The sequence below is a fragment of the Mucilaginibacter sp. genome, from assembly GCF_036568825.1.
Taxonomy (GTDB): Bacteria; Bacteroidota; Bacteroidia; order Sphingobacteriales; family Sphingobacteriaceae; genus Mucilaginibacter.
Window position 1 is genome coordinate 196,570 of sequence record NZ_DATCRU010000068.1, and the last position, 26,334, is coordinate 222,903.

Sequence of the window (26,334 nt, forward strand, 5' to 3'; positions counted from 1 at the left end):
TTCTGTTAATTCATTAATTCTGTGAATTCTGGTTCAGACCAACTCCTTCCTCATCAATATATCTGTCTGTTCATCTTTCCCTACCCAAAACTTGTGACTGCCAAAAGCTTTAAAACCATTTCGTTCATAGAATCGGCGTGCTGCCTGGTTATGCTCCCACACGCCTAGCCAGATGAAATGCTTGTCTTCGGCTTTCGCTTTATCAATAGCAAAATCCAGCAATTGGTTCCCAATCTTTTTTCCTTGCTGACTGGCTAATACGTAGATACGTTCTACTTCAATAGATTTATCGTCCTGCAACTCGGTTTGGGCCGATGCATAATTGAGTTTGATATAACCTACTTTTTCATCGTCAATAAGGGCAAAATAGAATTGTGAATGCAGGTTTTCTAACTCACTTAACAACTTTTGACTGGTAAATGCCACCGCCGTATAAGCCTCAAAATCTTCTTTATTATTCAGTTGCTCAAAGGCATCGTAAAAGGTTTTTCGGGATAGTAATAGTAAGCTCTCTACCTCTGACGGATGAATTTTTTGTATGACCAACATCTTAATTTGAAGATTCAATTCATTCAAATTGTCCCTGCAACCGCTCCAAACGATCTATAATCAGGTTCAATTTTTCTTCCTGGCTCTTGAATATACGTTTCTTATAATAGAAGCTCAGGAACAGTATCCAAACAACTGTAAATGTATAAAACCCTATTTTGTAGTAAATAGAGGCATTATTCAATATCTCTACGAGATAAAGCGATAAGCCCAGGCTTATCAGCATTACATACAGATAATAGAACCAGCCGGCTATTTTGGCCTGATCTTTTTGGTATTCTTTTAAATCTTGCAGGTAATCGGTAGGGTTTTGGGTAGCGTCGTGCTTGCTCAGGATACGATAATTGCGGACGATGCGGGCGGCATATGCCATCATGGTCAATAGCATGATGAATAACCCCACGTACGTTAACCACTGGAACACGAAGAAAATAGTGATGATAAAGGTAAGAGCCAGCATAATCACCATAGCCACTATACCCCAGTATAGCTGACTGGTGATGCTGCGTACTCCTTTTTTTACCTGCTTCAGCGTGTCCTCCACTGAAAGCTGCTCCTGCTTTGGCTGTCCCTGCCAAACGGACATCAAATGATCAAAGTCTTTCATAGTGGTTATACAACTCTGTTAATTTTTGTTTAATACGATGTATCTTCACCCTCAGGTTGCCTTCTGATATACCGGATATATCGGCTATTTCAGGGTAGGGCAGTTCATCCAGCACCATAGTAATAATAATTCTTTCTGATTCTTCCAACTTCGATATACACTTATAGAGCAGTGCAACCTGCTCATTTTTCTCCGAGTATTCTTCTCCCTTACTTTCGGCAAACTGAGGTGTAATTTCATCCTTAGCCTGTCTTTTTTCAGATCTTAGGTAGGTTAAACAGGTGTTTACAGCAATACGATATATCCAGGTAGATATTTGTGCCTGGTTACGGAACTTCTCCAGGTTTTGCCATACTTTTAAAAAAGTCTCCTGTAGCAGGTCATTCGCGGCGTCATCGTCGCCGGTATAACCATAGCATAAATGGTATATCTTCTTTGAATTAGCTTCAAATATTTGCTTGAAGACTGCTTCTCTGGTATCCAATTCAGTTAACTTTTTAGGTTTTAGATAGGTTGATGGGGTAATTTGTTACAACAGATAATCATTCATATTCAGCCATCGTAATTTTTCTTCGGCTTCGCCAACCATATTATTAAAATCCTGGCTGTAATCGAACTGCAAATCCTCGTGCAATTTAGTTATCGATTTACGGATTTTATCCAGCTGACGTGTAAAAATTAACCGCAAAGGTTTGTAGGACGATGATGCGCGCTTATCTACATATTGTACATAGTTACGGCAAAAATTGATAAGCACCTCTACCTCAGCCTCATTGGATGCCATGAATTTGATGTATTTACCCAACAATCTCAATATTTTACGAAGGCTTTTAGCTAGTTGGTAATTATTATAAGGCAACTGACTAAACATCAGTCCGCTTTCAGCCATCAATGAGTCGATAAAAGCATATTCGTTATCTGCATCGAATAATAAATAACCTGTTAGTTCTTTGTTCTCTTTTTTATACCTAACCAAGCGCAGGCAAAGCTCCGTCAGCTGGGCATTATCCAGGTGCTGAAGTTCTTTTTTTATCTCCGCAATGCCATAGTTTGGTAGGCTCATGTCGCTAACTTAATTATTTTAGCAAATAGTTGTAGTTTCGCACTTTCATTTTTATGCATAAAAGCAGGCTTACCCTATACATCATTATCGCATTAATTCTCGGCGTTGCAACCGGATATGTTTACAATGTTAAGGTGATCGATGATCTGAACAAAAAGATAAGCGTTGCCGATGCGAATATAAAAACATTTGATGCACGGTTAGCCGCTATCAAAGATACTACCGCCGCTGAATACAAACAGGTAAAAGCGGACAGGGCCCAGCAAGCAAAGTTACGGACGGACAGCAATACAGCACGCGACAATAAGCTCGAAGGTTTTAACATTTTAAGTGACATCTTTTTGCGGTTGATCAAAATGATCGTAGGTCCGCTGGTGTTCACTACGCTAGTAGTTGGTGTGGCAAAGGTTGGCGATATAAAGGCTGTAGGGCGGATAGGTGGTAAAACTCTTCTGTTGTTTATCTGCGCTACATTCGTTTCTTTATTCCTGGGGATGGTTTTGGTAAACTTGTTTGAGCCGGGTAGCTCCATCCATCTATCATTACCAGAAGGTCATTTAAATGCAGATGTAAAAAAAACGGCTATATCATTTAAGGATTTTATCGGCCACGTTTTTCCAAGAAGCTTTACTGAGGCTATGGCGAACAACGAGATATTGCAGATTGTGGTATTCTCGCTTTTCTTCGGCGCTGCAACTGCTGCCATTGGCGAAAAAGGGGAGATCATTATCAAATTCCTCGATGCGGTGGCCAATGTGATCATGAAGATAACCGGCTATGTGATGAAGGTTGCCCCGATAGCTGTATTTGGTGCGATAACTGCGGTAGTAGCCAAGGAAGGATTAGGTATTATTTCAACCTACGCATCGTTTATCGGCGAGTTTTATTTCTCATTGCTGTTGCTCTGGCTGATGATTGTTGCCGGTAGTTTCTTTGTACTGAAGAACCGTGCTTTTACGTTGCTTAATAATATTAAGGATGCTGTTTTAGTAGCATTCAGTACATCCACCAGCGAAGCGGCTTATCCAAGATCGCTAGAAGAACTGGAAAACTTTGGCTGCAGTAATAAGATCGTAAGCTTTGTATTACCACTGGGTTACTCTTTTAATTTGGTTGGATCGATGATGTATATGACCTTTGCATCGTTGTTCCTGGCGCAGGCTTATGGTATACATTTGGGTTTCGCTCAGCAATTATCCATGCTTTTGATGCTGATGCTGATGAGCAAAGGCATGGCAGGTGTACCACGCGCTGCTTTGGTAGTGGTGGCAGGAGCGATTGGTATGTTTAATATCCCGGAAGCGGGCTTAGCTTTATTATTAGGTATTGACCCTTTATTAGATATGGGAAGATCGGCAACCAATGTTTTAGGAAATGTTATGGCCACAGCGGTAGTAAGTAAATGGGAAGGACAATTAAGCGAAGGCAACGCCATATCTAACAATGATTTGTAATTTTTAAAATCAATAATTCACTAACTCACTAATTCACTAATTATAATGAGAGATTCACGCTCGAAAAGAATATTCATGGCTTGTGCGGTAATTATACCCTTTCTGGCTTACTGCGTTTATTATTATGCACATGTTTTTAAAAACGCTCCTTATAAGTTCAGCGAATTTGAATATATGACATTTGAATACGGCCCTGGTGCGGATAGTCTTATAAATAAGTACAACTCAAAGACAGGCCAATATCAATATGTTGATACCCGTGATTCGATCATCAAAATGAATCTTCACATACCTAAAGAAGAACTTTTATACCTTCACCGCAAAGCTGCCGATTTGGGTTTCTGGGATTTTCCAAATGTAGAGATAGGAGATACTACTCAAAGACGAAATGGCATGCGCCCGCTGCGTTATGTAATCGAATTTAAGTATCAGCGTAAAACTAAAAGAGTGATCTATGATGAATCATTTGAGGGTGATCCAAGATTGAAGGATGCCAATCAGCGTTTGATCAAGGAAATAAAGCTGGTGCTGGCGAAGGAAGAGGGGAAGGAGAAATAGGGGGAGAGAGGTTGTAGAAGTTGTAAGGGTTGAAAAAGTTGGAATTGACTTTCACACAGATGATCAAAATATCTTTAACCACTACAACCTTTACAACATCTACAACTATTTAACACAAAGTATTGCTTCTTTAAAACAGAATCCCTACATTTGCACCTCAAATTTTAAAACAAATAATTAATAACCATGTACGCAATAGTAAGTATAGCCGGACAGCAATTTAAAGTTGCTAAAGACCAGCAGCTCTTTGTACACCGTTTACAGGGAGATGAAGGCGCTAGTATTGAATTTGACAATGTGTTATTAGCAGAAAACGATGGTAAATTCAAATTAGGTACTGATTTGAAAAATGCTAAAGTATCGGCTAAGATCGTGTCTCATTTAAAAGGTGATAAAGTAATCGTATTCAAAAAGAAAAGAAGAAAAGGTTATAAAAAGAAAAACGGTCACCGTCAGCAATTTACCAAAATAGAGATCACTGGTATCACATTATAATTAAGGTTTTAAACGAGGATTCGTAGTGATCCTATAAAAAATATAAGAAATGGCACACAAAAAAGGGGCCGGTAGCTCACGAAACGGCCGCGAATCGCATAGCAAACGTTTAGGTATCAAGATTTTTGGTGGTCAGCCTGCAATTGCCGGTAACATCATCGTACGTCAGCGTGGTACCCAGCACAATCCAGGTCAGAATGTAGGCATCGGTAAAGACCACACCTTATTCGCTCTGGCAGACGGTTTAGTTGTTTTCAAAAAGAAAGCTGATAACCGTTCATATGTATCAGTACTTCCAGTTGAAGCTGCTCCTGTAGTTGAAGCACCTAAGGCAAAACCTGCTGCTAAAGCTGAAAAGAAAGTTGAAACTGCTCCTGCTCCGGCAGCTGAAGTAGCTGAAGCTCCAAAAGCTGAAACTAAAAAAGCGGCACCTGCTGCTGAGGTTACTGAAGAAGCACCAAAAGCAAAGAAAGCTGCTGCTCCAAAGGCAAAAAAAACTGATAAAGAAGAAGGCGCTGAGTAATCAGTACCTTTATAAAATACAAAGCCCCGGTCTGCTACAGATCGAGGCTTTTTTGTTAAATTATATATTCACAACATGTTAAAAATAAAATGGGAAGGAATACTGAACTCTTACTGGATGTCCATTCTGAAATCCTGGTTGCCATCTTGGGGAAGTCTTTATTACTTTTATTATCTGCTTTCCAATAGACGAATTGGGGATTCGCTTGAGCTCTTTTACCATTACTAATACTCCCGTCTTTTTCTATAATCATTTGAAATAAAAATGATCCTTGAAAATCCTCTTTTTTTACCTCCTTTTTTTGTAACTGAATATTATTCATTAGGTAGATAGCGAATTTCCCTATTCCTCCCGGGAATTCAGGCTCGTGTTCGACTGCAGTATAAATTTTATTATCATCAATCCGCCCTTTCGTTTCCTTTTGCTGTGCTTTTGCAAGAAATACGATAGGAATTAAGACGACTATAAAAATGCATTTCATAATGTGACTTTTTGCTATCAATAATCGGCTAATGAAAAGTTCATTTTCTCGCTAAAGTAAAGCTTATTGGCATCGTATATTGAACTCTCACCGGCCTGCCATTTTGAATTCCAGGCTTCCATTTTGGGGATATTGATATAACGCGGCTTGCTTCCTCATCGCATCCGCTGCCAATGCCTCGTATAACTTTTACGTCGGTCAAAGAACCGTCTTTCTCAACGACAAAAGTTAGGAAAACCTTGCCCTGAACATTATTCTCAAATGCTTTGGCAGGGTATCAAATGTTAGTTTGCAGAAACCTAAAGAATGCTTCTATACCACCAGGGAAAGAGGGAACTTGTTCTACCGCCGTAAAAATTTTAGATTTATTCGCCGAAGATGTATCCGGAGTATCAATTCTTATTTCAGCATTAGGATCGCCGCTTTGTGAGGGAGATTGTTGGGCTTTGGCAACTGTAAAAGCAGTGAGCGCGATAATTGTGATAAAGGTTTTTTTCATATGATTTAAAAGGAGTTATTTCCTTTATAAATATATTCAATTCTCCCGTACCATCAACCCATCGGCAAAGTCGCGCAGGTATTGTTTATGGTCTTCGGGTTGATTGATAGCATCCAATGCGGCAAAAGCTTTATCGGCATAAGCCTGCATAGCTTCTTCGGCATAGCGCCTTACGTGCAATTGATTGTATATTTCAGTAACCGCGATTACTTTTTCTTTAGGATCAGATGGCGAAGCCGAAAGCCATTGTTTTAATTCAGCTTTCTGAGCTGAGTTTGCCAGTTCCAGTGCTTTTAGTAGTAAATAGGTCTTTTTATTAGATATGATGTCACCGCCAACCTGCTTACCAAATTTTTCGGGATCGCCGTACACATCAAGGATATCGTCCTGTAACTGGAAAGCGACGCCTAATTGTTCGCCAAATGCATGTAGTAAAACAGCATCTTTTTCATCCGCACCACCGATAAGAGCACCGATTTTTAATGCACCGCCCAATACAACAGCTGTTTTTAGGCGGATCATAGTTATGTACTCGCCAATATTTACATCATTGCGGGTTTCAAACTCCATATCCAGTTGCTGCCCTTCACAAACGCCCACAGCTGTTTCGTTGAATATATTGAGGATTGGTCTTAACAAATGTTCGTCAACATTCATCATCAACTTATAGCCTTCGATCAGCATTACATCTCCCGAAAGTATACCTACATTCTTATTCCACTTTTCGTGCACAGTCGTTTTACCACGGCGTAACGGCGCATTATCCATAATATCATCATGCATCAGGGTAAAATTGTGAAACACTTCAATGGCCAGGGCAGGAGAGATAGCTTTATTCACATCACCGCCAAAAAAATCACAGGCCATCAGCAAAAGAGCTGGTCGCATGCGTTTGCCACCCAGGGCGAGAATATATTTTATCGGCTCATATAACTCTGCAGGGTATGTTGGGAAAGATAGTCTTTCAACTTCTTTGCTGATAATTACCTGCAAATCGTTCAATTTCTTCATGTTTGTTTATTTGTTGATCAGATTTTCTTAACTACTCAACTCAATCAACCACTTAACTAATCAACTAACCTTATAATTAATAATCTCTATCCTGAATTAGTGAAAAGTCTATTTGCTTCTTTGTCAGATCTACATTTTTAACCTTGATCTGTACTTCATCGCCCAATCTGTAGACCTTCTTTTTACGTTGGCCAATTATAGCATAATTTTTTTCATCCAGTGTATAAAAATCGTCGGCTATATCACGCAGGCGAATCATACCCTCGCATTTGTTGTCGATGATCTCCACATACATACCCCATTCGGTAACACCTGAAATGATGCCCGTATAAACTGTGCCGATCTGATCTTTAAGAAATTCAGCCTGTTTATATTTTACAGAAGAACGTTCTGCATCAGCGGCTTTCTTTTCCATTGCTGAGCAATGCTGACAAAGTTTTTCATAAAACTCTGCATTGGCAGATTGTCCGCCATTTAAATAATGGAATAGCAATCGGTGCACCATCACATCCGGGTAACGGCGAATAGGGGAAGTAAAGTGCGTATAATGATCAAATGCCAATCCATAGTGACTTGTAGTTTTTGTAGTATAAATAGCCTTAGCCATCGAACGTATTGCCAGATGGGTCAACACGTTTTGCTCCTTTTTGCCTTCCACATCTTCCATCAGAAAGTTGAGTGATTTAGCTATTTCTTTATCCGATTTGGTATTGATACGATAACCAAACCGTGCCGCAAATTGCGCAAAGTTTGCCAGGCTCTCGGGCTTGGGTGAATCGTGGGTACGATAAACAAAAGTATATTTATGCTTTCCTTTGCCTTTTTTGCTGACGAACTCGGCTACTTTACGATTAGCAAGCAACATAAAATCTTCGATCAGTTTATGAGCATCTTTCCGCTCTTTTACATATACACCTATTGGCCTGCCTTTTTCATCCAATTTGAATTTTACCTCAGTAGTTTCAAAGCTGATAGCGCCATTCTTGAATTTACGGTCGCGGAGTTTGTGAGCCAGGGCGTTCAACTTCAATATTTCCTTATCAAACTCACCCGATTCATCCTCGATGATCTGCTGCACTTCTTCATAAGTAAAGCGCCTGTCCGAGTGGATGACGGTTTTACCGAACCATTCATTCACTACATGCGCTTCTTCGTTCAGTTCAAACACGGCGGCAAAGCAAAGTTTATCTTCTTTAGGTCTGAGCGAGCATAAACCATTTGATAATCTTTCGGGCAGCATTGGAATCACCCTGTCGACCAGATAAACAGAAGTACCACGTTCCAGTGCCTCTTTATCGAGAGCTGAATCAGGCTGAATGTAATGCGCTACATCGGCGATGTGAATACCGACTTCATAATTGCCATTAGGCAGATATTGAAAGGATAACGCATCGTCAAAATCCTTAGCATCAAATGGGTCAATGGTAAAGGTCAGCACCTTTCTGAAATCACGGCGACGAGCTATCTCGTCAGCAGTAATTACATCAGGTATTTCTTCTGATTCCTGCTCAACTTCTTTCGGGAATGATAAAGGGAAACCATACTCAGCCAAGATGGCGTTCATTTCTGTATCATTCTCGCCTTGAGTGCCTAAAACGTGTTTGATGCGGCCAACCGGATTCTTAGCCTCAGGTGGCCAATCGGTGATTTCGGCAATTGCTTTTATCCCGTTTTTAGCACCGTTAAGTTCATTGATCGGGATAAAGATATCGTGCATCATTTTCCGGTCGTCAGGAATAAAGAATGCAAAGCGATCCGATAGTTTCACTATACCGGTGAACTCCATCTTATTGCGATGGAGTATTTCTATTACCTCGCCTTCCTTGCGGATACCTTTGCTTTTGGCATACACATATACCTTTACACGGTCACCATTAAGGGCATTGCGCAGTTTACGCGGAGCTACATAGATGTCTGTTTCGTCTTCATCGTCAGTAACAATGAAAGCAGAGCCGTCATTGGTCATATCAACTACACCTTCAACGAATGTTTTCAGTTCTCGCAATTGAAATTTTCCATGCGATACTTCCTTGAGGACGTTCTTTTTAGCCTCGTCCTTTAATATTTCGAGGATGATCTCTCGATCTTCATTACTGTGGATATTTAGCTTAGCCGATACCTGTTTGTAATTCCAGGGGGCATTTTTATTTTGCTCAAACACATCCAATACCATTTGGGTAAGCACTTGCTTGATGGATGAGCTCTTTTTGTTTTTAGACATAGATAGATTTTATGGTGCAAAAGTACGCATTAAGTCTTGAGTTCTGAGTCGCAAGTCATGGGTAATGAGAACTAAATTCAAGCTCACTTTTTTGAGTTATAAACCAGGGATAGAGGATATAAGCCGTTTAGTGTATTCTTCTTTAGGGTGATAATAAATATCATCAGGATCCCCCGTTTCAATTATCTTGCCTTTGTTCATTACCATAATACGGTCGGAGATATGTTTGATAACTGAAAGATCGTGCGAAATGAAAATGTAGGTCAGGTTAAATTCCTGCTGCAACTCACGGATTAGATTAAGTACCTGAGCCTGAACAGAAACATCCAAAGCCGATACGGATTCATCGCATATAATAAACTTTGGTTGTAAAGCCAATGCCCGCGCAATAACAATACGTTGTCTTTGCCCACCCGAAAACTCGTGCGGGTAACGATTAAAGTAACTTGCCGGAAGGTTCACTCGTTCCAGTAATTCAAGTACCTTCTTCCTCCGTTTGGTATTATTCTCGTAAAGCTGGTGTATCTGCAAAGGTTCCATCAACGAATCACCAATGGTAAGCCTAGGGTTCAACGATGAATACGGATCCTGGAAAATGATCTGAATATCCCGGCGCATGTTACGCATATCCCTTTTGCCCAATGTTCGTAAATCAGCGCCCTCAAAATTTACATTCCCCGAGGTTGGTTCTATAAGCCTTAAAATGCTTCGGCCCAATGTTGATTTACCACAGCCTGATTCACCAACCAAACCTAAAGTTTCACCAGGGTAAACGTCAAAACTTACCTGGTTAACAGCCTTTACAAATATTTTTTTATTGGAAAATAAGCCTGCACCAGCCGGGAACCAGGTACATAATTCGTTTATCTGCAGAATAGGTTGTTGAGCGTAGAGTTTTTGTTTCCTGTCCTTTATCTCATTGCCTTTATAGCTGTATTCCTCTCTTATTGTTTCGACAGAAACAGACCTGTCTTCCGCGTCCAGAAAATCTGCCACAACAGGCAGTTTTTTCAGTTTATGATCAGGAGAAGGTCTGCAAGCCAGTAATCCTTTAGTATAAGGATGTTTTGGTTCAGTAAATATACTTTTGGTTTCTCCTTCTTCAACAATATTGCCTTTGTACATGACGATGACCCGATCGGCGATTTCACTCACTACACCCAGATCGTGAGATATAAAGATCAGGCTCATATGGCGATCCGTCTTTAATCGTAAGAGCAACTCGATAATCGTTTTTTGAACGGTGACATCCAGTGCAGTAGTTGGTTCGTCAGCTATCAATATTTCCGGATCACATGATAAGGCCATCGCGATCATTACCCGCTGCTTCTGTCCACCCGATAACTGGTGCGGATAACTATCAAAAATAGATTCTGGTCTGGGTAATTGTACTTCGTTAAAAAGCTTTATAGTTTTCTGTTTTGCTTCCTGTTTACTTACACCCAAATGAAAACGAATAGCCTCTGTTACCTGGAAACCACAAGTTAAAACAGGGTTGAGTGAGGTCATCGGCTCCTGAAAGATCATGGCGATACGGTTACCTCGCATTTCACGCATTTCATCTTCAGGAAGCTGTAGAATATCGGTATCATTCAGGAGTATTTCGCCATTAATTACCGTATTACCTGAATTGTGCAATCGCATAATAGCCAGCGAGGTAACCGACTTACCCGAACCAGATTCGCCAACGATACCGATAGTTTCACCTTTGTTAAGCGTAAATGAAGTATCCTTAACGGCCTCTATGAAACCATCGCGGGATTTGAATTTGACATTTAGGTTTTTTACCTGCAGCATTATTGTCCGATCAGGGTTATCAAATCATCTTCGATCAAATTTTCGCCACGATAACGCCTGATGAGCTGCGCCGTGGCGATCACATCCTTCTGGCAATAAGTGGAGATGCGCTCAAGGTCATTCTCGTTCCAGTATACATGGCCAACCATACTGCCGTCTATATCATCTTTTGGCGTAGGAATATTAAAAATAGCGGTGAGAAGATTCAATGAGGTGTAGCTTTTATAATCCCCGAATTTCCATAGCTCCATCGTATCCAGGTGATTTACTTCCCAGGGCTTTTTACCTGATATCTCTAATTGAGGCGGTATCTGCAATCCGTTAATGAGCATACGGCGACAGATGTATGGAAAATCAAACTCCTTACCATTATGCGCACAAAGCACTAGGGTTGGCGGCTGAGAACGAAGCAGGTCACCAAAATTGATTAATATCTCCGTTTCATCATGTGAAGCAAAAGATTTCACCCTGAGCCCTGTTTCACGACCTTTTGTAAATATCCCAACCGATATGCAAATGATCTTGCCAAATTCGGCCCAAATACCTGCACGACCATAAAACTCTTCGGCTGTTTCATCCTTGCGTTGATATTGGGTTTTCAAATCCCAAAGCTTTTGCATATGCTCCGGAACCTTATCAAAACTGCTATGTTGAGGCACAGTTTCAATGTCCAATATCATCAGGTTATTCAGGTCGTATTGTTCGAGCATTTTTATGTGTTTCTATTCTGTTGCAAGATAATAAATCAGTTGGCAGTTTGTGGTGTGCAGTTTGCAGGATTCAATTAGTTTTAAATGCCCACTGCAAACTGCCAACTTTATTTAGCGAGTACTTCAAAATTGATCTGTAAATTATTGCCATTGCCGTCCACTAAAGTGAGTCGGTGTTTTCCTGCAGGAGGATTTATCGCGATCTGGTGGAAATCAGTTGTTTCGCCTACATATTTATCGTCCAGGTGCCAGAATATTTTTACGCCTGCTTGCCGGTGGGCAGCATTGCAGATCATTCGTCCCCGATTACCGTCCGCTTCTAATGGCACATACACCTTAGCGCCATCTTTTGGATAGATGAGTTCCATCGGGCTACCACGCTCAGCCAAAGCACAATCCGACCTGAAAGGTGGGAGTACATGGTATTGATAGTTCTTAGTTTTATAATAATATTCCATTGATGGAGGCAACACAAACCATGATTTGCTGATCATATTATTGGGCGACGTACAATCACCGGTTACCTGCCATTTGCCGGTTGCATCCAAATGCACCAACTGATGCCATGGGCAAATAGGCACTTTTAAACCACTTTTGGGAACCCACATTTCGTCGGTATCTTCACAATATTCACCAGCCCGGTAACCGCTCTTATGACATACCTTTATTTTCACCATTTCGCCAACCGGCATATCGAACCAATCGCGTGCAACAGGTAACAATCTAAATATCTCAAATAGGATAGGGGCAGCTGTATTGATACCAGTTAGGTCAGGTCGACCTTCGCCATCTGTATTTCCAACCCAAACCCCGACAACATATCTTGGCGTAACACCAATAGCCCAACCATCCCGGAAACCAAAACTAGTACCTGTCTTCCATGCTATGCGCTGACTGGAGCTGAATTGCTGCCAAAGCATTTCTTCACCCGGCCGCATTACTTCCTCCATTGCCTGGAAGGTATAATAGATCGATCCGGCATCTAATAAACCTGACTTTTGCAGTTGTGGTTTTCTCGCAGGCTGAATGGCATAAACCGGGCTATGATAATCCGCCGTATCATATTTACCATTGTATTTATTGTAATGGTTCAATACCCGCGCCAAGTCCGCGTAAGCACCCGTCAATTCCCAAAGAGTATTTTCACCTCCGCCTAAAATCAGAGACAAACCATAATGATCTGCAGGTTTTTTCAGTGTTGTAATACCTGATTTTTGCAAAAAGTCGTAAAAACGTTCATACTTAAATTGCTGCAGCATTTTTACCGCCGGGACATTCAATGATCGTGATAATGCCCTTGACGCAGGCACTGCACCATCATAGCCCAGATCAAAATTTTCGGGATGATAACCTGCAATCTGAGTAGGTATATCAGGGATAAGGCTGTTAGGTAATATCAAACCATCATGAAGCATGGACGCGTACAACAGTGGCTTTAATGTACTGCCAGGGCTTCGTGGGGCATTCACCACATCCACATCGCTCTCCATTTCGGGGTCTTCCGGGTGAGAAATATTACCTGCATAAGCCACTGCTGCACCTGTTTCCACATCTAATACAACAGCGGCTATGTTATTGATATCGTTAGCTTTTAAAACCGAATGATGTCTTTCCAGAATATCGTTTACCTGTTGTTGCAGATTGGATTTAATTGTTGTGCGGATACGCGTATCACCTGTTTTATCATTTTGATGATCAGATTTAAAGCGTTCCAAAAGGTGAGGTGCCAACTGTGGCAAAGGCATAGGTCTGTCGGGTACAGGCTCCAATTTGGCAAGGGCAGTGGTAGTACTGTCAATGGTACCTTGTTTATACAGCTTATCCAGAAGCAGATTTCTTTTCCTTAATAAAGTTTCTCTGTTCTTTCCTGGGTGAACTAATGACGGAGAATTAGGAAGCACAGCCATAGCTGCCATTTCTCCCCAGGACAGTTTATCAGGGCTGCGTCCAAAATATCGCCATGCTGCTGCATCTAACCCTATTACGTTGGTGCCAAAAGGTGCATTGCTGGTATATAACGCCAATATTTCCTGCTTGCTATGAGTGCATTCCAGGCGCATGGCCATAAATATCTCGCTCAACTTGTTCCAAAATGTGCGCTTATGCTTAGTTGCCAGTCGGATTACCTGCATAGTAATTGTACTACCACCGCTTACCACATGCTTGGAACGCAGATTTTGTTTGATAGCCCTGCTGAAAGCGATAATATCAAAGCCGGGATGATGCTCAAAACGCTTATCCTCAAAGGCGATAATACATTGCTTAAACTTCTCGGGGACTGCGGTATCATAAGGAAAATGCCATTGTCCGTCCGTCCCAATGGCTGCACCTAATAACTGTCCCCGATCATCGTCAATTACATAAGAGGTAGGACTGTTAAACAATTGTCGCGGCAGGCAAAACCAAAACCATAGCATCAAAGCCAGCAGAATAGCGAGAATTATGATTACTTTTGGTTTTTGAACGTATCGTTTAACGCGCTGAAGCACCTTATTCACAATCAGAGTATCTATTTAGATAGACAATGAAAATAAACAAATTATCGATCATTATTCCGGCTTATAACGAAGGGAATACCATCCACCTGATACTCAATAAAATTAAATCCGTTCAACTTACCGGTAACATCGAAAAAGAGATTATTATTGTTAATGATTTCTCAAAAGATCATACCGAGCAGGCTATTGCCGATTACAAAACTGCCAACCCGGATATGAATATCCAATACTTCAAACACGAAGTAAATAAAGGTAAAGGTGCTGCATTGCACACCGGTATAGCCAAAGCAACAGGCGAATACCTCATCATACAGGATGCCGACCTGGAATATGATCCCAATGAATACAATGACCTGTTAAAACCCATAATTGATGGCTTTGCTGACGTGGTATATGGGTCCCGTTTTATGGGTAGCAATCCCCACCGCATTCTGTTCTTCTGGCATACCATTGGCAACCGCTGGCTGACGTTTTTCTCCAATATGTTCTCTAACATGAACCTGACAGATATGGAGACCTGCTATAAACTATTCGATACCAAAACCATACAATCTATCCCACTGCGTGAAAAACGTTTCGGCTTTGAGCCTGAAGTAACCCAAAAAATAGCCCGTGTTCCTAAAATCAGGATATATGAAGTAGGCATATCCTACTACGGCCGTACCTACGAAGACGGCAAGAAAATAGGATGGAAGGATGGTTTCCGCGCTATTTACTGTATTTTGAAGTACGGGATGTTTGGGGCAAAGTGATCAGTTAACCAGTTAATCGGCGATCAGTTAAACCCCAATCACTGATTAACTGATCACCGGTCACTGATAACTACTTAACCACCTCAACCCACTTCCCTTTCTCCACCGCGTTTACCGATACATCATACATGGCCTGGCAGCTTGTTGCTGGTAGGTAGTATTTGCCGGTATATGCTGCATTCAGCATGACAAAGAAGGTCACTTCCTTGCCTTCTGGCAGGCTGAAATAGGTGTTTACCCGGTCATCCCTTACATCGCGATAATCGGATGGTGATGATTTGAAAGCCTCGTCATCATTCATCATTCGCGTGTTCAATATTTCCCATCCTGAAGGGAATATCTGCGTCAAAGCAAGGTTATCATAACGACCACGATGCCCCGGATTTTTGATGTTTACTTGTGCTACAAAGTCCGTCCCTTGTTTTAGTGAGGCAGGGTCTACAGGCTTGCCGCCAAGAGTGGAATAACTGATCCGCATTTGTAATATATCCGGCTTGCTGATCGATTGTACATCCTGCGCTGATGATGGTTGCCCTTTCTGTATTAACCTGATATATAGTTTATTGGAGCCATTGTCTTTAATCACTACTTTACCACCGTTGGATGCAGTTGCTGACTGCCATAGGTAAGAGCCTGATGTAACACTTGTTCCATTATAATTAAACTGAAGCTTAGCCCCCGACTTATTTACACCACAATACTCAGCTATCGCTAGTAAAGAATAAGCAGTGGTTTGTGTGCTGTACCAGTCATCCTGTGATAAGCGCGAAGCTACAGTACGTAATAAGGCTGACGCTCTTTGCTGTTGGCCCAACAACGTCAACGTCTCCAATATCATGGCTTCATCACGCAGATCAGAGCCATAAGTGCCGTACATCATATTATAAGACTTGATGGTAGTCGGCAAGCCTGCGATCATTTGCTGACCAATCTCCGGCTGACCGGATAATTTGTAAGCTGCTGCCAAACGCCATTTAGCTTCTACACTGATATATTTAAACTCACGCAATCGGTTCATCGCTCCCAATGCTGGTGAACGTGCCATAGCCAGCAGATACAGTCGATAAGCCTGAATCAAATCAGATCCATAGAAACTGCGTGTATCCGGTGCCCAGCCTACTGCTTTGGCTTTCTGGTATTTCTTCCAGCGTTCAATAAAGCCTATTGGTAAGCTGTAACCTTTTTCCTGTGCAGCCAGCATAAAGTGACCGGCATAATTTGTTCCCCATTCATCAGATTCACCTTCATTAGGCCAGTAGCTTAAGCCACCATCGGAAACCTGGAAACCATTCAGTCTATTGATCGTCGCTTTAATGTTCCGTTCTGTTTCAGCCTTCTGTACCGGGTTCAAATCCAATATCTGGCTCAAATACAACTGCGGGAATGCCGATGAGGTCGTCTGTTCCACACAACCATAAGGATATTCGATCAGGTAATCCAGTCGTTTGGAAAGGTTTAACGGTGGGATAGAGGCTACCTCGACAGTGGCCTTATTCGTACCATTCATACCTATAGCTGAGTAGTTGGTTACCCATGTTTCACCAGGTTTCAATTCCTTCTCGGTTATTTTTGTAATAGGCGGATTAGGATTACGCACATTCAGCTCAATATCAAAAGCCGCTTTCTCACTCCCACTTTGTGCCAGTATCTTCACTTTACCAACACCTATAAAATCCTTCACATCAAAATCAAAAGTGACTAACTGATCGCCTGTCTTTGTGAAAGTAACCGTCTTCCTGTTGTTGCCATTCAGGTTGCTGAAGGCATTGGATTGTACGCTTACATTCACCGTTTTTACATTAGGCTCCAAAGCGAATACGGTTACCGGTAGTTGAACCTTTTCTGTCGGTCCTAATAATCTTGGCAGCGTAGCCAGTATCATCAACGGTTTTTTAACCGGAACAGCTTTCTCTGCAAAACCATAACTGCCCTCATGCCCTGCAATCACCATTGCCTTCACAGAGCCGATATATTGCGGCAGTGTAAAGCCATGCGTCTGCTTTTCTCCCTTGCCTAAATGGAATGGCCCCAGGAACTTCACCACAGGCTTGAACCTGTTAACAGATACATTCTTCTTAATACCATTCGTACCGTCACCACCTATACTCAGGATGCGCTCCAAACCCCCGCCATAAGCGCCGATCACGTAATCAAACAGATCCCAGGTTTTTACACCTAAGGCTTCTTTAGCATAGAAGGTCTCATGCGGATCAGGGGTTTTATAATTGGTAATATCCAACAAACCTTCATCTACTATGGCTATGCTATAGGTCATCTCCTTGCCCGATGCTTCTGAAACAGTGATAGATGACGGCGTTTCAGGCTTCAGCTTAGCAGGCAGATCGATAACCGGCTTCAATATCGTTTCCGGGTTATCCACCTCTAACGGGATAGCTCCATACATACGTATCGGCAAATCGTTCACCGTTTGCGCATGTCGTTGCAGGAGGGTCACATTCACAAAAATATTAGGCGCCATGCTTTCGTCTACCTTAAAGCTGTATTGTGTTTGTCCTTTTTTGGTATCTATCCAAACTGTTTTGAGCACTTTGCTACCATTCTCAAAACTGATCAATGCCCGTCCGTCCGACATGGTAGGTATGGTCAGTGTCGCCTGCTCACCAACTTTATAATTCTTTTTATCCGATGTAAAGGATAACATAGAAGCCTCCGTAGGGTTCGTCTGTTGTAAACGTTCCGACCAGTTTGGCCAATCCATATAAATGATCTTACCTGACGAATGCCCGGTTTGCTCATCAGATACCTTGATCAGGTAACGCCCCCAGTCTTCCGAAGCGATATTTAAATTCCAGTTGCCTTTACCGTTGGTCAGTCTAACTGTTTCGGTCTTTATCAGCTTATTATACTTATCCTGCGTAAAATTGCTGATCGCATCGCCCGTCTGATCCCACCACCAGCGCCACTGTATCTTGTACAACTCCACCTTAACCTCACGTGTTCCGCTTATCGCATTGCCCTTGGTATCCACATCGGCTATATCTACCTGGTTATCCCTGCCGGTAAACAACATACCCGAAAGATCACTGCCTTTTGGGGTTTTGATACCCACATACCCCGGATACACATTATAAGGTAACGACAACGTTTGCAAACTGAAATTACCTCCCGGCTCAAACACTTTCACCACAAAGTTTGCCCTTAGCTGGCCAGGTGCCTGCTTTTCTACATTAATGTCCGCATTAACAGAAGCTACGCCGTTCTCATTCAGCTTACCATCAAATACGGTTTGCGTTTGGGTATTAAAGGCCAGGGTAGGATCGTCAAAAGTGTAATCAGGATAGTTTTTGAATGATGTTGTTTGTGCCGACAGGAACGCATCTACCTTAGCCTTTAGGTTCTGTGCTATACCACCGAACAACCAATGCGCCTCCAGTCTTCCATCGGTATTGCTGCCTTTTGATAGTTCAGTTGCCCCGTTAAAGTCGAGTTTCAACTTTAAGCGGTTAGGCATAATGGTTTCTATCTTGATGTTCTTCTCGAACGTAGCGCCACCTACTTTCACCTTCGCCATCCAGTTACCTGTGCGCGATGAGGTCTCCGTCGCCGTATGGAAACTATAGAATCCATCTACCGATTTAGTTTGCGTGATCCGTTTATACAACTGTCCGTCCGGATTGTAGAGCTCAAACTCGACAGGATGATCCGGAGGCAAGGTCTTCAGCTTATCCTCTAAAATAAACGACAAGAATATCGAATCCCCCGGTCGCCATACACCACGTTCGCCATAAATAAAGCCTTTCAGACCGCTTTGAATCTCGTCGCCACCCACATTAAAGCGCGACAGTGGGAGCGAGCTGCCATCATCCAATTTTAAGTATCCCTTCTCAGCTCCATGCGTAGCCACCAACAGGTAAGGCTTACGCTTCAGGTCGAAATTAGCCATACCATCACCATCGGATGTGCCTTTATACAATAACTGTTTTTGAAAATCCAGCAACTCCAGCGTAACGCCCGTCATCGGCTGGGCCGTCAGGATGTTGGTCACCGCAATAGTCATGCTGTTGTTATTGCCGCGCTTGGCTATAAGGCCGATGTTGGAGGCGATGATGTTCCGCTTAGCCCAGCGGTCCTTAGTATAATACGAACCCTTGCACGGGTCAAAACGCTCGTTCCAGTTGTAACTTTCCGGGTAGTAGTTATCGTAGCGCTGCCAGAAGTCGTCGTCCTCGTCTTTTATTTTGGCTGAATTGTTGTCATACTCATAACTTTCCTCATCGTCCGTCCCGTCATTCTTCTTCAGCACCGGCGAACCCAGGCTGCAGTTATACAAGGAATATTCCTGCCTGAAACCGATCACCACCCGGTAAATAGCGCCCGGCTCGGCACGTAGCAGCTGGTCAATATCCAGCATAAAGCGGTTCTTCTTGCTCAGGTTAAGGCTCTTATCCGCATCAAGCCTGATAGTCTTTTGAACTACCGGTCTGCCAACAGCCCGCAACTCCTGACCGCCGTTAAAATCATTATTCTGGAAAAACTGCGGCACGTTGTTCTCATAAACCTTAATAATGCTCACATCCACTGCGCTCAGGTTCACGGCTTCAAAAGGCATGGTCAGCTTACCTGAGTCAGGCAGTATAACGCCTTTGCCGGGAATGCTCACCGAAGGCATCCTGTTCTCGAAAAACACACTGGCCGTATAAGGCTGCGTGATCTTCTTATGCGAAATATTCTCGACACCCTCATTCACAAAAGCGCTGTAATTGCCCTGCAAACGGTCGGGAGCGTATATTTTAACCGTACTGCCCTCAATGGTATAGGCAGGGTCTTCCACATTCTTTATACCGACCAGTCCCTTTAGTTCCTGGCCCACCAGTATCGCATCCGAAAACTGCACCAGCACGTATTGATCCTGATCCTGCACGGCTGTGATGGCTAGCACCTTAAAATCGCCGATGGCGGGTATCTCAAATTCCTGGCTACCTTTTTTGTCTACATTCAGGCTACTGCCATCCCAGTTTACCCCAAGCTTGTTCACCGCATTATTGCCCCTCGCCACATCGGTAATGGTAAACTTATGCGTACGCTGCACATTGTTGTGCTGCCAGCTGATGCGGGTAGGCGAGGCATAGTTCACGCTGATCAGCTTTTCTATATCGGCATTATTCTCGTCATCCGCGGTTTGAACCTCGCCCTCCAGCTTCATTTTATCAAGCGACGTGCTGGTTGCGGTCTGCAAACCCTTAAATGAAAGGGTAAAATCGGGCTTAACGGTCTGGAAAGTAAACTTGAACTCCTTAAAGCGGTCGGGCACATCCACAATCTTTTTCAGCTCGAACTCGGCCGTATAGTTTTGATCCGCCACCAGCTTCTTCTCGGGTCTAAACTCGATGGTGCGCTCGTCCACCCAATAAGCTTTACCGGCAATAGACGGCGAAAAATCAAACACGCCATCGGGCAGCTTATCGTTCTGCACATGCGTGGTAGGAACATCGCCCGCCAGCCGGATACGGATGGTGCCCTCTTTAGAAATAATGCCCGACGTGTACGACTCGATGTACTTGCTAAACGCCGGATCAACCGCAGTGCTATGCTTGCGGTGAAAAATAAAATAAACAGCAACCAGTAAAATAATAGTAGCCACAAGCGCAATAAAAGGGCGCCTGCGTGCAGGGGAAAGGCTTTCAGTGTCTTCCATGGATAAGGTGAAATATTTACGTAAAATATGAAATTTCCGGAAATAAAAGAGGAATGTTTTGCGGAGAGGTTGGGGGATGGTTGTACGTTTTACGTAATACGTTGTAAGTTTTTATTTTTTGTCATGCTGATCCGCTGGCTAGCGGAGAGGCATCTATTCCGTGAAGCTGTCAGGAACCGGAAATATGCAGGAAGTAGATTCTTCACTCTCGTTCAGAATGACAGGCTGGAAGATCAGGGCGTTTCCCGCTGATAGAAGCGGGTCAGGCTGTACGTTCATACTGCGCGGGCATTAGTCACAGGGCCGGTATCCACTTCCATCCTTAACGCGAAAACTTACACGGTGTAACAGGGTTGGGGGAGGGAGACGGACTGACGATTACTCAATTTGAGGCATTGGAAATGATTTGTCGAAAGGAACGATTTTACTACGCATTGCAACCTTATCACGGAAGTGCCGTGATATTTCTTGCGTTAAACGGATATAGTTGTTTTTTTCTGTGGTGCCGTGATAATAGATTTTGATTGATCTGCAATTTGTATGCTCAAAGATCATATTGAGCATAGTCCTATCCGATAGGCCACAAGAATGACCAAGAATATAAATTTGATATTCGTCGCTCTCAATAAAACGGATCAGATTGTGATAATTTGATGTTTTGAAATAACCGAACGACTTGATGTGTTCAAAAAAGCCATTGTCTTTTGACAACTCCATCTTTTTATAGTCCTCATCCAATTCATCGCCAAATCCAAAGATTATTTTATTGTTGCTGTCGTTTATACGACCGTGGATATAATTCACATCTATAGGTATCGAAATGTGTGGTAAGTCATCATTCTTTTTAAGATACTTCTCAATTGTGGAAGTATAGTTGAAGTTCAATATCATAGAGTTAACTGGACCGTGGTAGACTTTTAGATTTCTGTAAAGAATCTCAGATAGATTGACGGAAGAGTTGAATATGCTTGAATACGAAGGGCTATATTTTTCACATTTGATCGTTAAAAGATATTCCTCTAACTCCCTTTTTATGACTTCTAAATCGTTATTTAATTTTTCAAGTAAAGTAACCCTTCTAGGATGTTCAACATTCAAAAGCTCTTTGAGCTTATCATAGAATTCGTTTTCAATATCTACCCAGTTTGCATTTGTGCATTTATGTATCAGTTCGTCAAAAAAGTTTGATTTTACAGTTACTTTAAAAGGGTTGCGATGAACATAGCCTTTAATTATGTATAACTGATCATCCTTGAATAGATGATTCATCCCTTTCTCGTAATAATGATCGACTAAATAGGAAATACTTTCTATTGCGCCCTTAGCCCCAAAGGAATAGCCCGGATAATTGTAATCCACAGCTAATAACTCATCTTGATAATTGCGGCCTAAACAACTATTATTACAAGCAACAGTGAGACATTTGTTTAGGTACCATAAAATAAAACTGTTATAATCTGTTTTCAAACCATGTGCTAGATCGAAACCATTGCCGATAAGGATAAGTCTATTCATATTCAAATTTAATAATTTAACAATCTTATTCCGATAACCACCAAGGCTCTCCCTAAGCTTCCGCAAGCGTCCTCGCTTGTTGTTTAAACTATAAAGAGCGGATAGAAAGGTATCCCTGCTCAATAATCTGCATAGTTCGGAGATTGCTTCGTTCCTCGCAAAGACGCGGCTTTTAAGAAATCATAGTAATCAATAAATTAAGTGAATCATGGTTCAGACAAATGCGTTAGCGATGGTAGTGGATACCGGCTTGTGGCTAATGCCAGAAGGCGTATGAACGGACAGCGCGGCCGCAGGCAACGCCCTAATTCAGTTTGCAGTTATTAAGTTTGCGTTGGCAGTTCTATTCTGTAAATTCATTAATTCTGGAGATTCCGGTTCAGACAATATGCAGGACAGGCCTTTGCACACCATACTTCGAGTGCCTCAGCATGACACCCTTATTATCAGATAATCTTTCAACCAACCTTCCAGAAAGTAATGATCAACCCACCCAACACAACCAATGAACCGCCTACCATAACCGGCACTGAGGGAATGGTTTTAAAGGTAAAATAGGTGATGATCTGCCAAACAATAAACAGGGTGGCGATATACAGCCCCACAACTTTGCCGAACTCGACGGGGGCGAGGTTAAGGAAGAAACCATAACCGAAAAGCAGCAGGATACCGATCAATCCAAAACCAATCCTGGCAACGCCTGAATATTCATATATGGTTTTCCTGATCAGCGCGTCTCCGCTAACTTCGAGGGTTGTGGCAAGGATTAAAAAGAAAATAGGGTGTATGTTTTGTAAGGTTGACTTCATGTAGCCTAAAATACGGTTTTAGTGCGAAATTTGCGGTTATTATTGCATTTTACGTCATCCCGAACTTGTTTCGGGAACCCACAGGACAGGTCGACGTCATGCTTAGTCTGCGATTTGCATGTAGCAGACTTGTCTATCTCATACCTTTATGATGGGGTGCTGAAACAAGTTCAGCATGACATTTTTTAATATTGACTATTCACCACTCACTGTTCACTACCTAATCATCACTCCTGGCTTATTCAAAATGGGGAGCTTGATAAAGTTAGATTCCACAATGCTTTCGGGGAGGAAGATGAATTTTTTGTCGAATATTTCGCGGCCGATGTAGTAGCTGAGCCAGTACTCGTTGTTGAGGCCGAAGGTGGATTCGTCTATCGGCTCGATGAGGGCAAAGGCGCTGTTTTCAAGCAGCGGTATCATGTGGCGCAGGGTGGAGGTTTTAACGGGTTCGCCATCCTTTTCGCCATAACCCTTTGAGGTGATCAGCACATTCTCAATCGGCTCATTTTTCATATTAATGAGGTAGACATACCATGTTTTGCTCTCCACAGTCTCACCCTCCAGCGCCACCGCAATGGCGATATCCTTTACTATATTTTCCGGGATGTCTTTTATCATTGTTGGTTGTATTAGTTGTAGAGGTTGTAGAAGTTGTAAGTGTTGGAGTAGTTGTAGAGATTGAAATAAACTATTACAACCTCTACAACCTTTTTAACATTTACAACACTATTTCCCCTTCTTCACAAACTTCTTCTTCGGTGCCTTGGCTTCGGCGTCGGCAAGGGCCTTGCAGTCCTCGTAGGTGAGGTCTTTGGGCTCTTTGCCCTTTGGTATCTTAACGTTTTGTTTGCCAAATTCAATATAAGGGCCCCAGCGACCGTTAAGGATCTTTACATCCGGGTTTTCATCGAATGTCTTGATCAGGCGCTCTGAATCCTTTTTACGCTTATCTTGTATGATCTCGATAGCCTGCTCTTCCGATACATCCAGCGGATCGACGCCCTTAGGCAGCGAATAGAATGCACTGTTATGACGGATATAAGGCCCGAACTTACCTATGGCGACAGTCATTTCCTTATCTTCAAACGAACCTACTTTCTTTGGCAGCTTGAACAGTTCAAGCGCATCCTCTAAAGCAATGGTCTCGATGCTCTGACCTGCACGCAGACTGGCATAAAGTGGTTTTTCCTCGGTATCACTATCACCGATCTGCACAAATGGCCCAAAGCGACCGATACGCACCGATACCTTTTTACCATTTTCAGGGTGAATGCCCAACTCACGCTCGCCTGTTGCTTTATCCGCCGTCTCGATGGTATTCTGCACCTCTTTGTGGAACGGGTTATAGAATTTGCGGATCATCTCCGTCCATTCTTCCATTCCCTGCGCAATCTCGTCAAATTGCTTCTCCACACCGGCAGTAAAGTGGTAGTCAACGATACCGTTAAAGTATTGCACCAGGAAATCGTTCACTACTGAACCAATGTCGGTCGGGAACAGCTTGCCACGTTCGGCACCTGTATTTTCAGTTTTTTCTTCTTTGGTGATATTAGCGCCTTTCAGCGTCAGTACACGAAAACTCCGTTGCTTGCCTTCGCGGTCTTCCTTCACCACATAACCACGGTTTTGTATCGTAGAAATTGTAGGCGCATACGTGGACGGACGGCCAATGCCCAACTCTTCCAGTTTCTTTACCAAACTTGCTTCAGTATATCTGGCAGCAGGCCGGGAGAAACGCTCGGTAGCAGTCATTTCCTGCAAATCCAGTCGCTGTCCTTTGGTTAAAGGCGGCAGGATAGCATTACCTTCTCCATTTTGTGCTTCATCCTCGTCATCAACCGACTCTAAATAAACTTTCAGAAAGCCGTCGAATTTCATTACCTCGCCATTGGCTACCAGTTCTTCTTTACGTGTTGATATACTGATCTTTGCAACAGTCTTCTCAAATAAAGCTTCACTCATTTGGGAGGCAATGGCGCGTTTCCAGATCAGCTCATAGAGGCGTTTTTCTGAGGCATCACCGTCAATAGTGTGAGCATCGAAATAGGTTGGGCGTATCGCCTCGTGTGCTTCCTGTGCACCTGCGGCTTTGGTTTTATATTTTCTAAGCTGATGGTATTTTTCGCCATAAGCTGAGTTGATCTCTTGTGCGGCAGCGTTCAAAGCCAGGTCGGATAAATTCACCGAGTCGGTACGCATGTAGGTGATCTTACCGGATTCATACAGCTTCTGTGCAACTGTCATAGTACGCGATACCGAAAAGCCAAGTTTACGACTAGCTTCCTGTTGCAGTGTAGAGGTGGTGAACGGCGCAGCGGGTGAACGTTTAGCTGGCTTGGTTTCGAGTGAGTTTACGTTGAAATCTGCACCAATGCAATCCTTCAGGAACTTCTCAGCATCTTCCTGTTTAGCCCAGCGTTCAGGCAGTTCGGCTTTAAAAGCTTCTTTACCCTTACCAAATATCGCTACGATCTTAAACGCAGCTTCAGACTGGAATTTGTTTATCTCACGCTCACGGTCGACAATCAATCTGACAGCAACCGACTGTACACGGCCGGCTGACAGCGATGGCTTTACTTTTTTCCATAACACAGGAGAAAGTTCAAAGCCTACCAATCTATCCAATACACGGCGTGCTTGCTGTGCGTTAACCAGGTTATAATCTATTTTACGTGGATTTTCTATCGCCTTTAAAATAGCAGGTTTGGTGATCTCGTGGAAAACGATGCGCTTGGTAGAGGCATCTTTCAAACCCAAAGTCTCAAATAAATGCCAGGATATGGCTTCTCCCTCACGGTCCTCATCGGATGCGAGCCAAACCATCTCTGCTTCCTTGGCTAATTTCTTTAACTCGCTTACTACCTGCTTCTTATCCGCAGGTACTTCATATTTTTGTGCAAAGTTATTAGCGATATCGATCGCATCTTCCGACTTCACCAGATCGCGGATATGCCCATAGCTCGACTTTACGGTAAAGTCTTTGCCCAGGTAACCCTCGATAGTTTTGGCCTTAGCCGGAGATTCAACAATGAGTAGATTTTTAGCCATTAAACCAATTATTTTTTTGCAAATAAAACATAAAGTAAGGGAAACGCAAATTGTTTGTGGGAATGTTGGTTGGAAAGTTGAAAAG

General features: G+C 42.7%; 22 protein-coding genes and 1 pseudogene. 6 read left to right on the forward strand and 17 right to left on the reverse strand.

Features of this window, described 5'->3' with window-relative positions:
• Positions 1-33 precede the first annotated feature (33 nt).
• Genes VIM89_RS15270 through VIM89_RS15285 form a run of 4 tightly spaced genes read right to left on the reverse strand, consistent with a single transcriptional unit; the run spans position 34 to position 2,219 of the window.
• The gene (locus tag VIM89_RS15270) at positions 34-549 is read right to left on the reverse strand and encodes a GNAT family N-acetyltransferase (RefSeq protein ID WP_488157036.1); all 516 of its coding nucleotides are present in this window, start codon (positions 547-549) and stop codon (positions 34-36) included.
• Positions 550-568: 19 nt separating this feature from the next.
• Positions 569-1,156 carry a hypothetical protein gene (locus tag VIM89_RS15275; RefSeq protein WP_488157037.1) on the reverse strand — a complete coding sequence of 196 codons (588 nt, stop codon included), beginning with the start codon at positions 1,154-1,156 and terminating at the stop codon, positions 569-571.
• A complete protein-coding gene (locus VIM89_RS15280; protein WP_488157038.1) occupies positions 1,143-1,640 on the reverse strand; it encodes an RNA polymerase sigma factor in 498 nt (165 codons plus the stop codon). Before VIM89_RS15280 ends, VIM89_RS15275 begins: the two co-directional genes overlap by 14 nt.
• 45 nt (positions 1,641-1,685) lie before the next feature.
• Positions 1,686-2,219: a hypothetical protein gene (locus VIM89_RS15285; protein WP_488157039.1), complete on the reverse strand. Its 534-nt coding sequence runs from the start codon at positions 2,217-2,219 to the stop codon at positions 1,686-1,688.
• A gap of 53 nt (positions 2,220-2,272) precedes the next feature.
• On the opposite strand from VIM89_RS15285, the gene VIM89_RS15290 reads away from it, so the two are divergent.
• From VIM89_RS15290 to rpmA, 4 genes are all read left to right on the forward strand, one after another.
• Positions 2,273-3,673 (forward strand): dicarboxylate/amino acid:cation symporter, encoded by a 1,401-nt coding sequence (locus VIM89_RS15290; protein ID WP_488157040.1) that lies wholly within the window; start codon positions 2,273-2,275, stop codon positions 3,671-3,673.
• A 45-nt stretch (positions 3,674-3,718) separates the two neighbouring features.
• A complete protein-coding gene (locus tag VIM89_RS15295; RefSeq protein ID WP_488157041.1) occupies positions 3,719-4,231 on the forward strand; it encodes a hypothetical protein in 513 nt (170 codons plus the stop codon).
• A 186-nt stretch (positions 4,232-4,417) separates the two neighbouring features.
• Positions 4,418-4,726, forward strand: a complete 309-nt coding sequence (gene rplU / locus VIM89_RS15300) for a 50S ribosomal protein L21 (RefSeq protein WP_488157042.1) — start codon at positions 4,418-4,420, stop codon at positions 4,724-4,726.
• A 49-nt stretch (positions 4,727-4,775) separates the two neighbouring features.
• Positions 4,776-5,249: a 50S ribosomal protein L27 gene (gene rpmA / locus VIM89_RS15305; RefSeq protein ID WP_488157043.1), complete on the forward strand. Its 474-nt coding sequence runs from the start codon at positions 4,776-4,778 to the stop codon at positions 5,247-5,249.
• A gap of 55 nt (positions 5,250-5,304) precedes the next feature.
• Here the strand turns inward: rpmA and VIM89_RS15310 are convergent, their stop codons facing one another.
• The 8 genes and pseudogenes from VIM89_RS15310 to pbpC form a co-directional block, all read right to left on the reverse strand.
• Positions 5,305-5,730, reverse strand: coding sequence for a hypothetical protein (locus VIM89_RS15310; protein WP_488157044.1), 426 nt, complete (start codon positions 5,728-5,730; stop codon positions 5,305-5,307).
• 40 nt (positions 5,731-5,770) lie between these two features.
• Positions 5,771-5,947: pseudogene (locus tag VIM89_RS15315) on the reverse strand (energy transducer TonB); the annotation flags it as partial.
• A 60-nt stretch (positions 5,948-6,007) separates the two neighbouring features.
• A complete protein-coding gene (locus tag VIM89_RS15320; protein ID WP_488157045.1) occupies positions 6,008-6,229 on the reverse strand; it encodes a hypothetical protein in 222 nt (73 codons plus the stop codon).
• A gap of 36 nt (positions 6,230-6,265) precedes the next feature.
• Positions 6,266-7,240, reverse strand: coding sequence for a polyprenyl synthetase family protein (locus VIM89_RS15325; protein WP_488157046.1), 975 nt, complete (start codon positions 7,238-7,240; stop codon positions 6,266-6,268).
• Positions 7,241-7,316: 76 nt separating this feature from the next.
• Positions 7,317-9,461 (reverse strand): ribonuclease R, encoded by a 2,145-nt coding sequence (rnr, locus tag VIM89_RS15330; protein ID WP_488157047.1) that lies wholly within the window; start codon positions 9,459-9,461, stop codon positions 7,317-7,319.
• A 96-nt stretch (positions 9,462-9,557) separates the two neighbouring features.
• The gene (locus VIM89_RS15335) at positions 9,558-11,258 is read right to left on the reverse strand and encodes an ABC transporter ATP-binding protein (protein ID WP_488157048.1); all 1,701 of its coding nucleotides are present in this window, start codon (positions 11,256-11,258) and stop codon (positions 9,558-9,560) included.
• Entirely contained in the window at positions 11,258-11,968 is a 711-nt protein-coding gene (locus tag VIM89_RS15340; RefSeq protein ID WP_488157049.1) for a 3'-5' exonuclease, read from the reverse strand. The genes VIM89_RS15335 and VIM89_RS15340 overlap by 1 nt, the downstream gene beginning before the upstream one ends.
• A gap of 107 nt (positions 11,969-12,075) precedes the next feature.
• Entirely contained in the window at positions 12,076-14,466 is a 2,391-nt protein-coding gene (gene pbpC, locus VIM89_RS15345) for a penicillin-binding protein 1C (protein ID WP_488157050.1), read from the reverse strand.
• Positions 14,467-14,492: 26 nt separating this feature from the next.
• Between pbpC and VIM89_RS15350 the strand changes: the two genes are divergently transcribed.
• Positions 14,493-15,218 carry a glycosyltransferase family 2 protein gene (locus VIM89_RS15350; protein ID WP_488157051.1) on the forward strand — a complete coding sequence of 242 codons (726 nt, stop codon included), beginning with the start codon at positions 14,493-14,495 and terminating at the stop codon, positions 15,216-15,218.
• A gap of 70 nt (positions 15,219-15,288) precedes the next feature.
• On the opposite strand, the gene VIM89_RS15355 is transcribed toward VIM89_RS15350, so the two are convergent.
• Positions 15,289-20,874, reverse strand: coding sequence for an alpha-2-macroglobulin family protein (locus VIM89_RS15355; protein WP_488157052.1), 5,586 nt, complete (start codon positions 20,872-20,874; stop codon positions 15,289-15,291).
• A gap of 123 nt (positions 20,875-20,997) precedes the next feature.
• On the opposite strand from VIM89_RS15355, the gene VIM89_RS15360 reads away from it, so the two are divergent.
• On the forward strand, positions 20,998-21,126 hold the full coding sequence (locus tag VIM89_RS15360; protein ID WP_488157053.1) for a hypothetical protein: 129 nt from the start codon (positions 20,998-21,000) through the stop codon (positions 21,124-21,126).
• A 126-nt stretch (positions 21,127-21,252) separates the two neighbouring features.
• Here the strand turns inward: VIM89_RS15360 and VIM89_RS15365 are convergent, their stop codons facing one another.
• The 4 genes from VIM89_RS15365 to topA all read right to left on the reverse strand — a co-directional run bounded on the left by VIM89_RS15365 (position 21,253) and on the right by topA (position 26,249).
• Entirely contained in the window at positions 21,253-22,389 is a 1,137-nt protein-coding gene (locus tag VIM89_RS15365) for an AbiH family protein (RefSeq protein ID WP_488157054.1), read from the reverse strand.
• A gap of 458 nt (positions 22,390-22,847) precedes the next feature.
• Positions 22,848-23,198 (reverse strand): hypothetical protein, encoded by a 351-nt coding sequence (locus VIM89_RS15370; protein WP_488157055.1) that lies wholly within the window; start codon positions 23,196-23,198, stop codon positions 22,848-22,850.
• A gap of 216 nt (positions 23,199-23,414) precedes the next feature.
• Positions 23,415-23,819 carry a hypothetical protein gene (locus VIM89_RS15375; RefSeq protein WP_488157056.1) on the reverse strand — a complete coding sequence of 135 codons (405 nt, stop codon included), beginning with the start codon at positions 23,817-23,819 and terminating at the stop codon, positions 23,415-23,417.
• A gap of 108 nt (positions 23,820-23,927) precedes the next feature.
• Positions 23,928-26,249, reverse strand: a complete 2,322-nt coding sequence (gene topA / locus VIM89_RS15380) for a type I DNA topoisomerase (RefSeq protein ID WP_488157057.1) — start codon at positions 26,247-26,249, stop codon at positions 23,928-23,930.
• Between the last annotated feature and the right edge of the window lie 85 nt (positions 26,250-26,334).

Bases quoted from the DNA above. Each gene is read 5' to 3' on its own strand.
- VIM89_RS15270 (WP_488157036.1), bottom strand. From the start codon at position 549: ATGTTGGTCATACAAAAAATTCATCCGTCAGAGGTAGAGAGCTTACTA.
- rnr (WP_488157047.1), bottom strand. From the start codon at position 9,461: ATGTCTAAAAACAAAAAGAGCTCATCCATCAAGCAAGTGCTTACCCAA.
- VIM89_RS15350 (WP_488157051.1), top strand. From the start codon at position 14,493: ATGAAAATAAACAAATTATCGATCATTATTCCGGCTTATAACGAAGGG.
- VIM89_RS15320 (WP_488157045.1), bottom strand. From the start codon at position 6,229: ATGAAAAAAACCTTTATCACAATTATCGCGCTCACTGCTTTTACAGTT.
- VIM89_RS15365 (WP_488157054.1), bottom strand. From the start codon at position 22,389: ATGAATAGACTTATCCTTATCGGCAATGGTTTCGATCTAGCACATGGT.
- VIM89_RS15375 (WP_488157056.1), bottom strand. From the start codon at position 23,819: ATGATAAAAGACATCCCGGAAAATATAGTAAAGGATATCGCCATTGCG.
- rpmA (WP_488157043.1), top strand. From the start codon at position 4,776: ATGGCACACAAAAAAGGGGCCGGTAGCTCACGAAACGGCCGCGAATCG.
- VIM89_RS15275 (WP_488157037.1), bottom strand. From the start codon at position 1,156: ATGAAAGACTTTGATCATTTGATGTCCGTTTGGCAGGGACAGCCAAAG.
- VIM89_RS15290 (WP_488157040.1), top strand. From the start codon at position 2,273: ATGCATAAAAGCAGGCTTACCCTATACATCATTATCGCATTAATTCTC.
- VIM89_RS15295 (WP_488157041.1), top strand. From the start codon at position 3,719: ATGAGAGATTCACGCTCGAAAAGAATATTCATGGCTTGTGCGGTAATT.
- VIM89_RS15325 (WP_488157046.1), bottom strand. From the start codon at position 7,240: ATGAAGAAATTGAACGATTTGCAGGTAATTATCAGCAAAGAAGTTGAA.
- VIM89_RS15310 (WP_488157044.1), bottom strand. From the start codon at position 5,730: ATGAAATGCATTTTTATAGTCGTCTTAATTCCTATCGTATTTCTTGCA.
- VIM89_RS15360 (WP_488157053.1), top strand. From the start codon at position 20,998: ATGCTGATCCGCTGGCTAGCGGAGAGGCATCTATTCCGTGAAGCTGTC.
- VIM89_RS15335 (WP_488157048.1), bottom strand. From the start codon at position 11,258: ATGCTGCAGGTAAAAAACCTAAATGTCAAATTCAAATCCCGCGATGGT.
- VIM89_RS15285 (WP_488157039.1), bottom strand. From the start codon at position 2,219: ATGAGCCTACCAAACTATGGCATTGCGGAGATAAAAAAAGAACTTCAG.
- topA (WP_488157057.1), bottom strand. From the start codon at position 26,249: ATGGCTAAAAATCTACTCATTGTTGAATCTCCGGCTAAGGCCAAAACT.
- VIM89_RS15355 (WP_488157052.1), bottom strand. From the start codon at position 20,874: ATGGAAGACACTGAAAGCCTTTCCCCTGCACGCAGGCGCCCTTTTATT.
- rplU (WP_488157042.1), top strand. From the start codon at position 4,418: ATGTACGCAATAGTAAGTATAGCCGGACAGCAATTTAAAGTTGCTAAA.
- VIM89_RS15370 (WP_488157055.1), bottom strand. From the start codon at position 23,198: ATGAAGTCAACCTTACAAAACATACACCCTATTTTCTTTTTAATCCTT.
- VIM89_RS15340 (WP_488157049.1), bottom strand. From the start codon at position 11,968: ATGCTCGAACAATACGACCTGAATAACCTGATGATATTGGACATTGAA.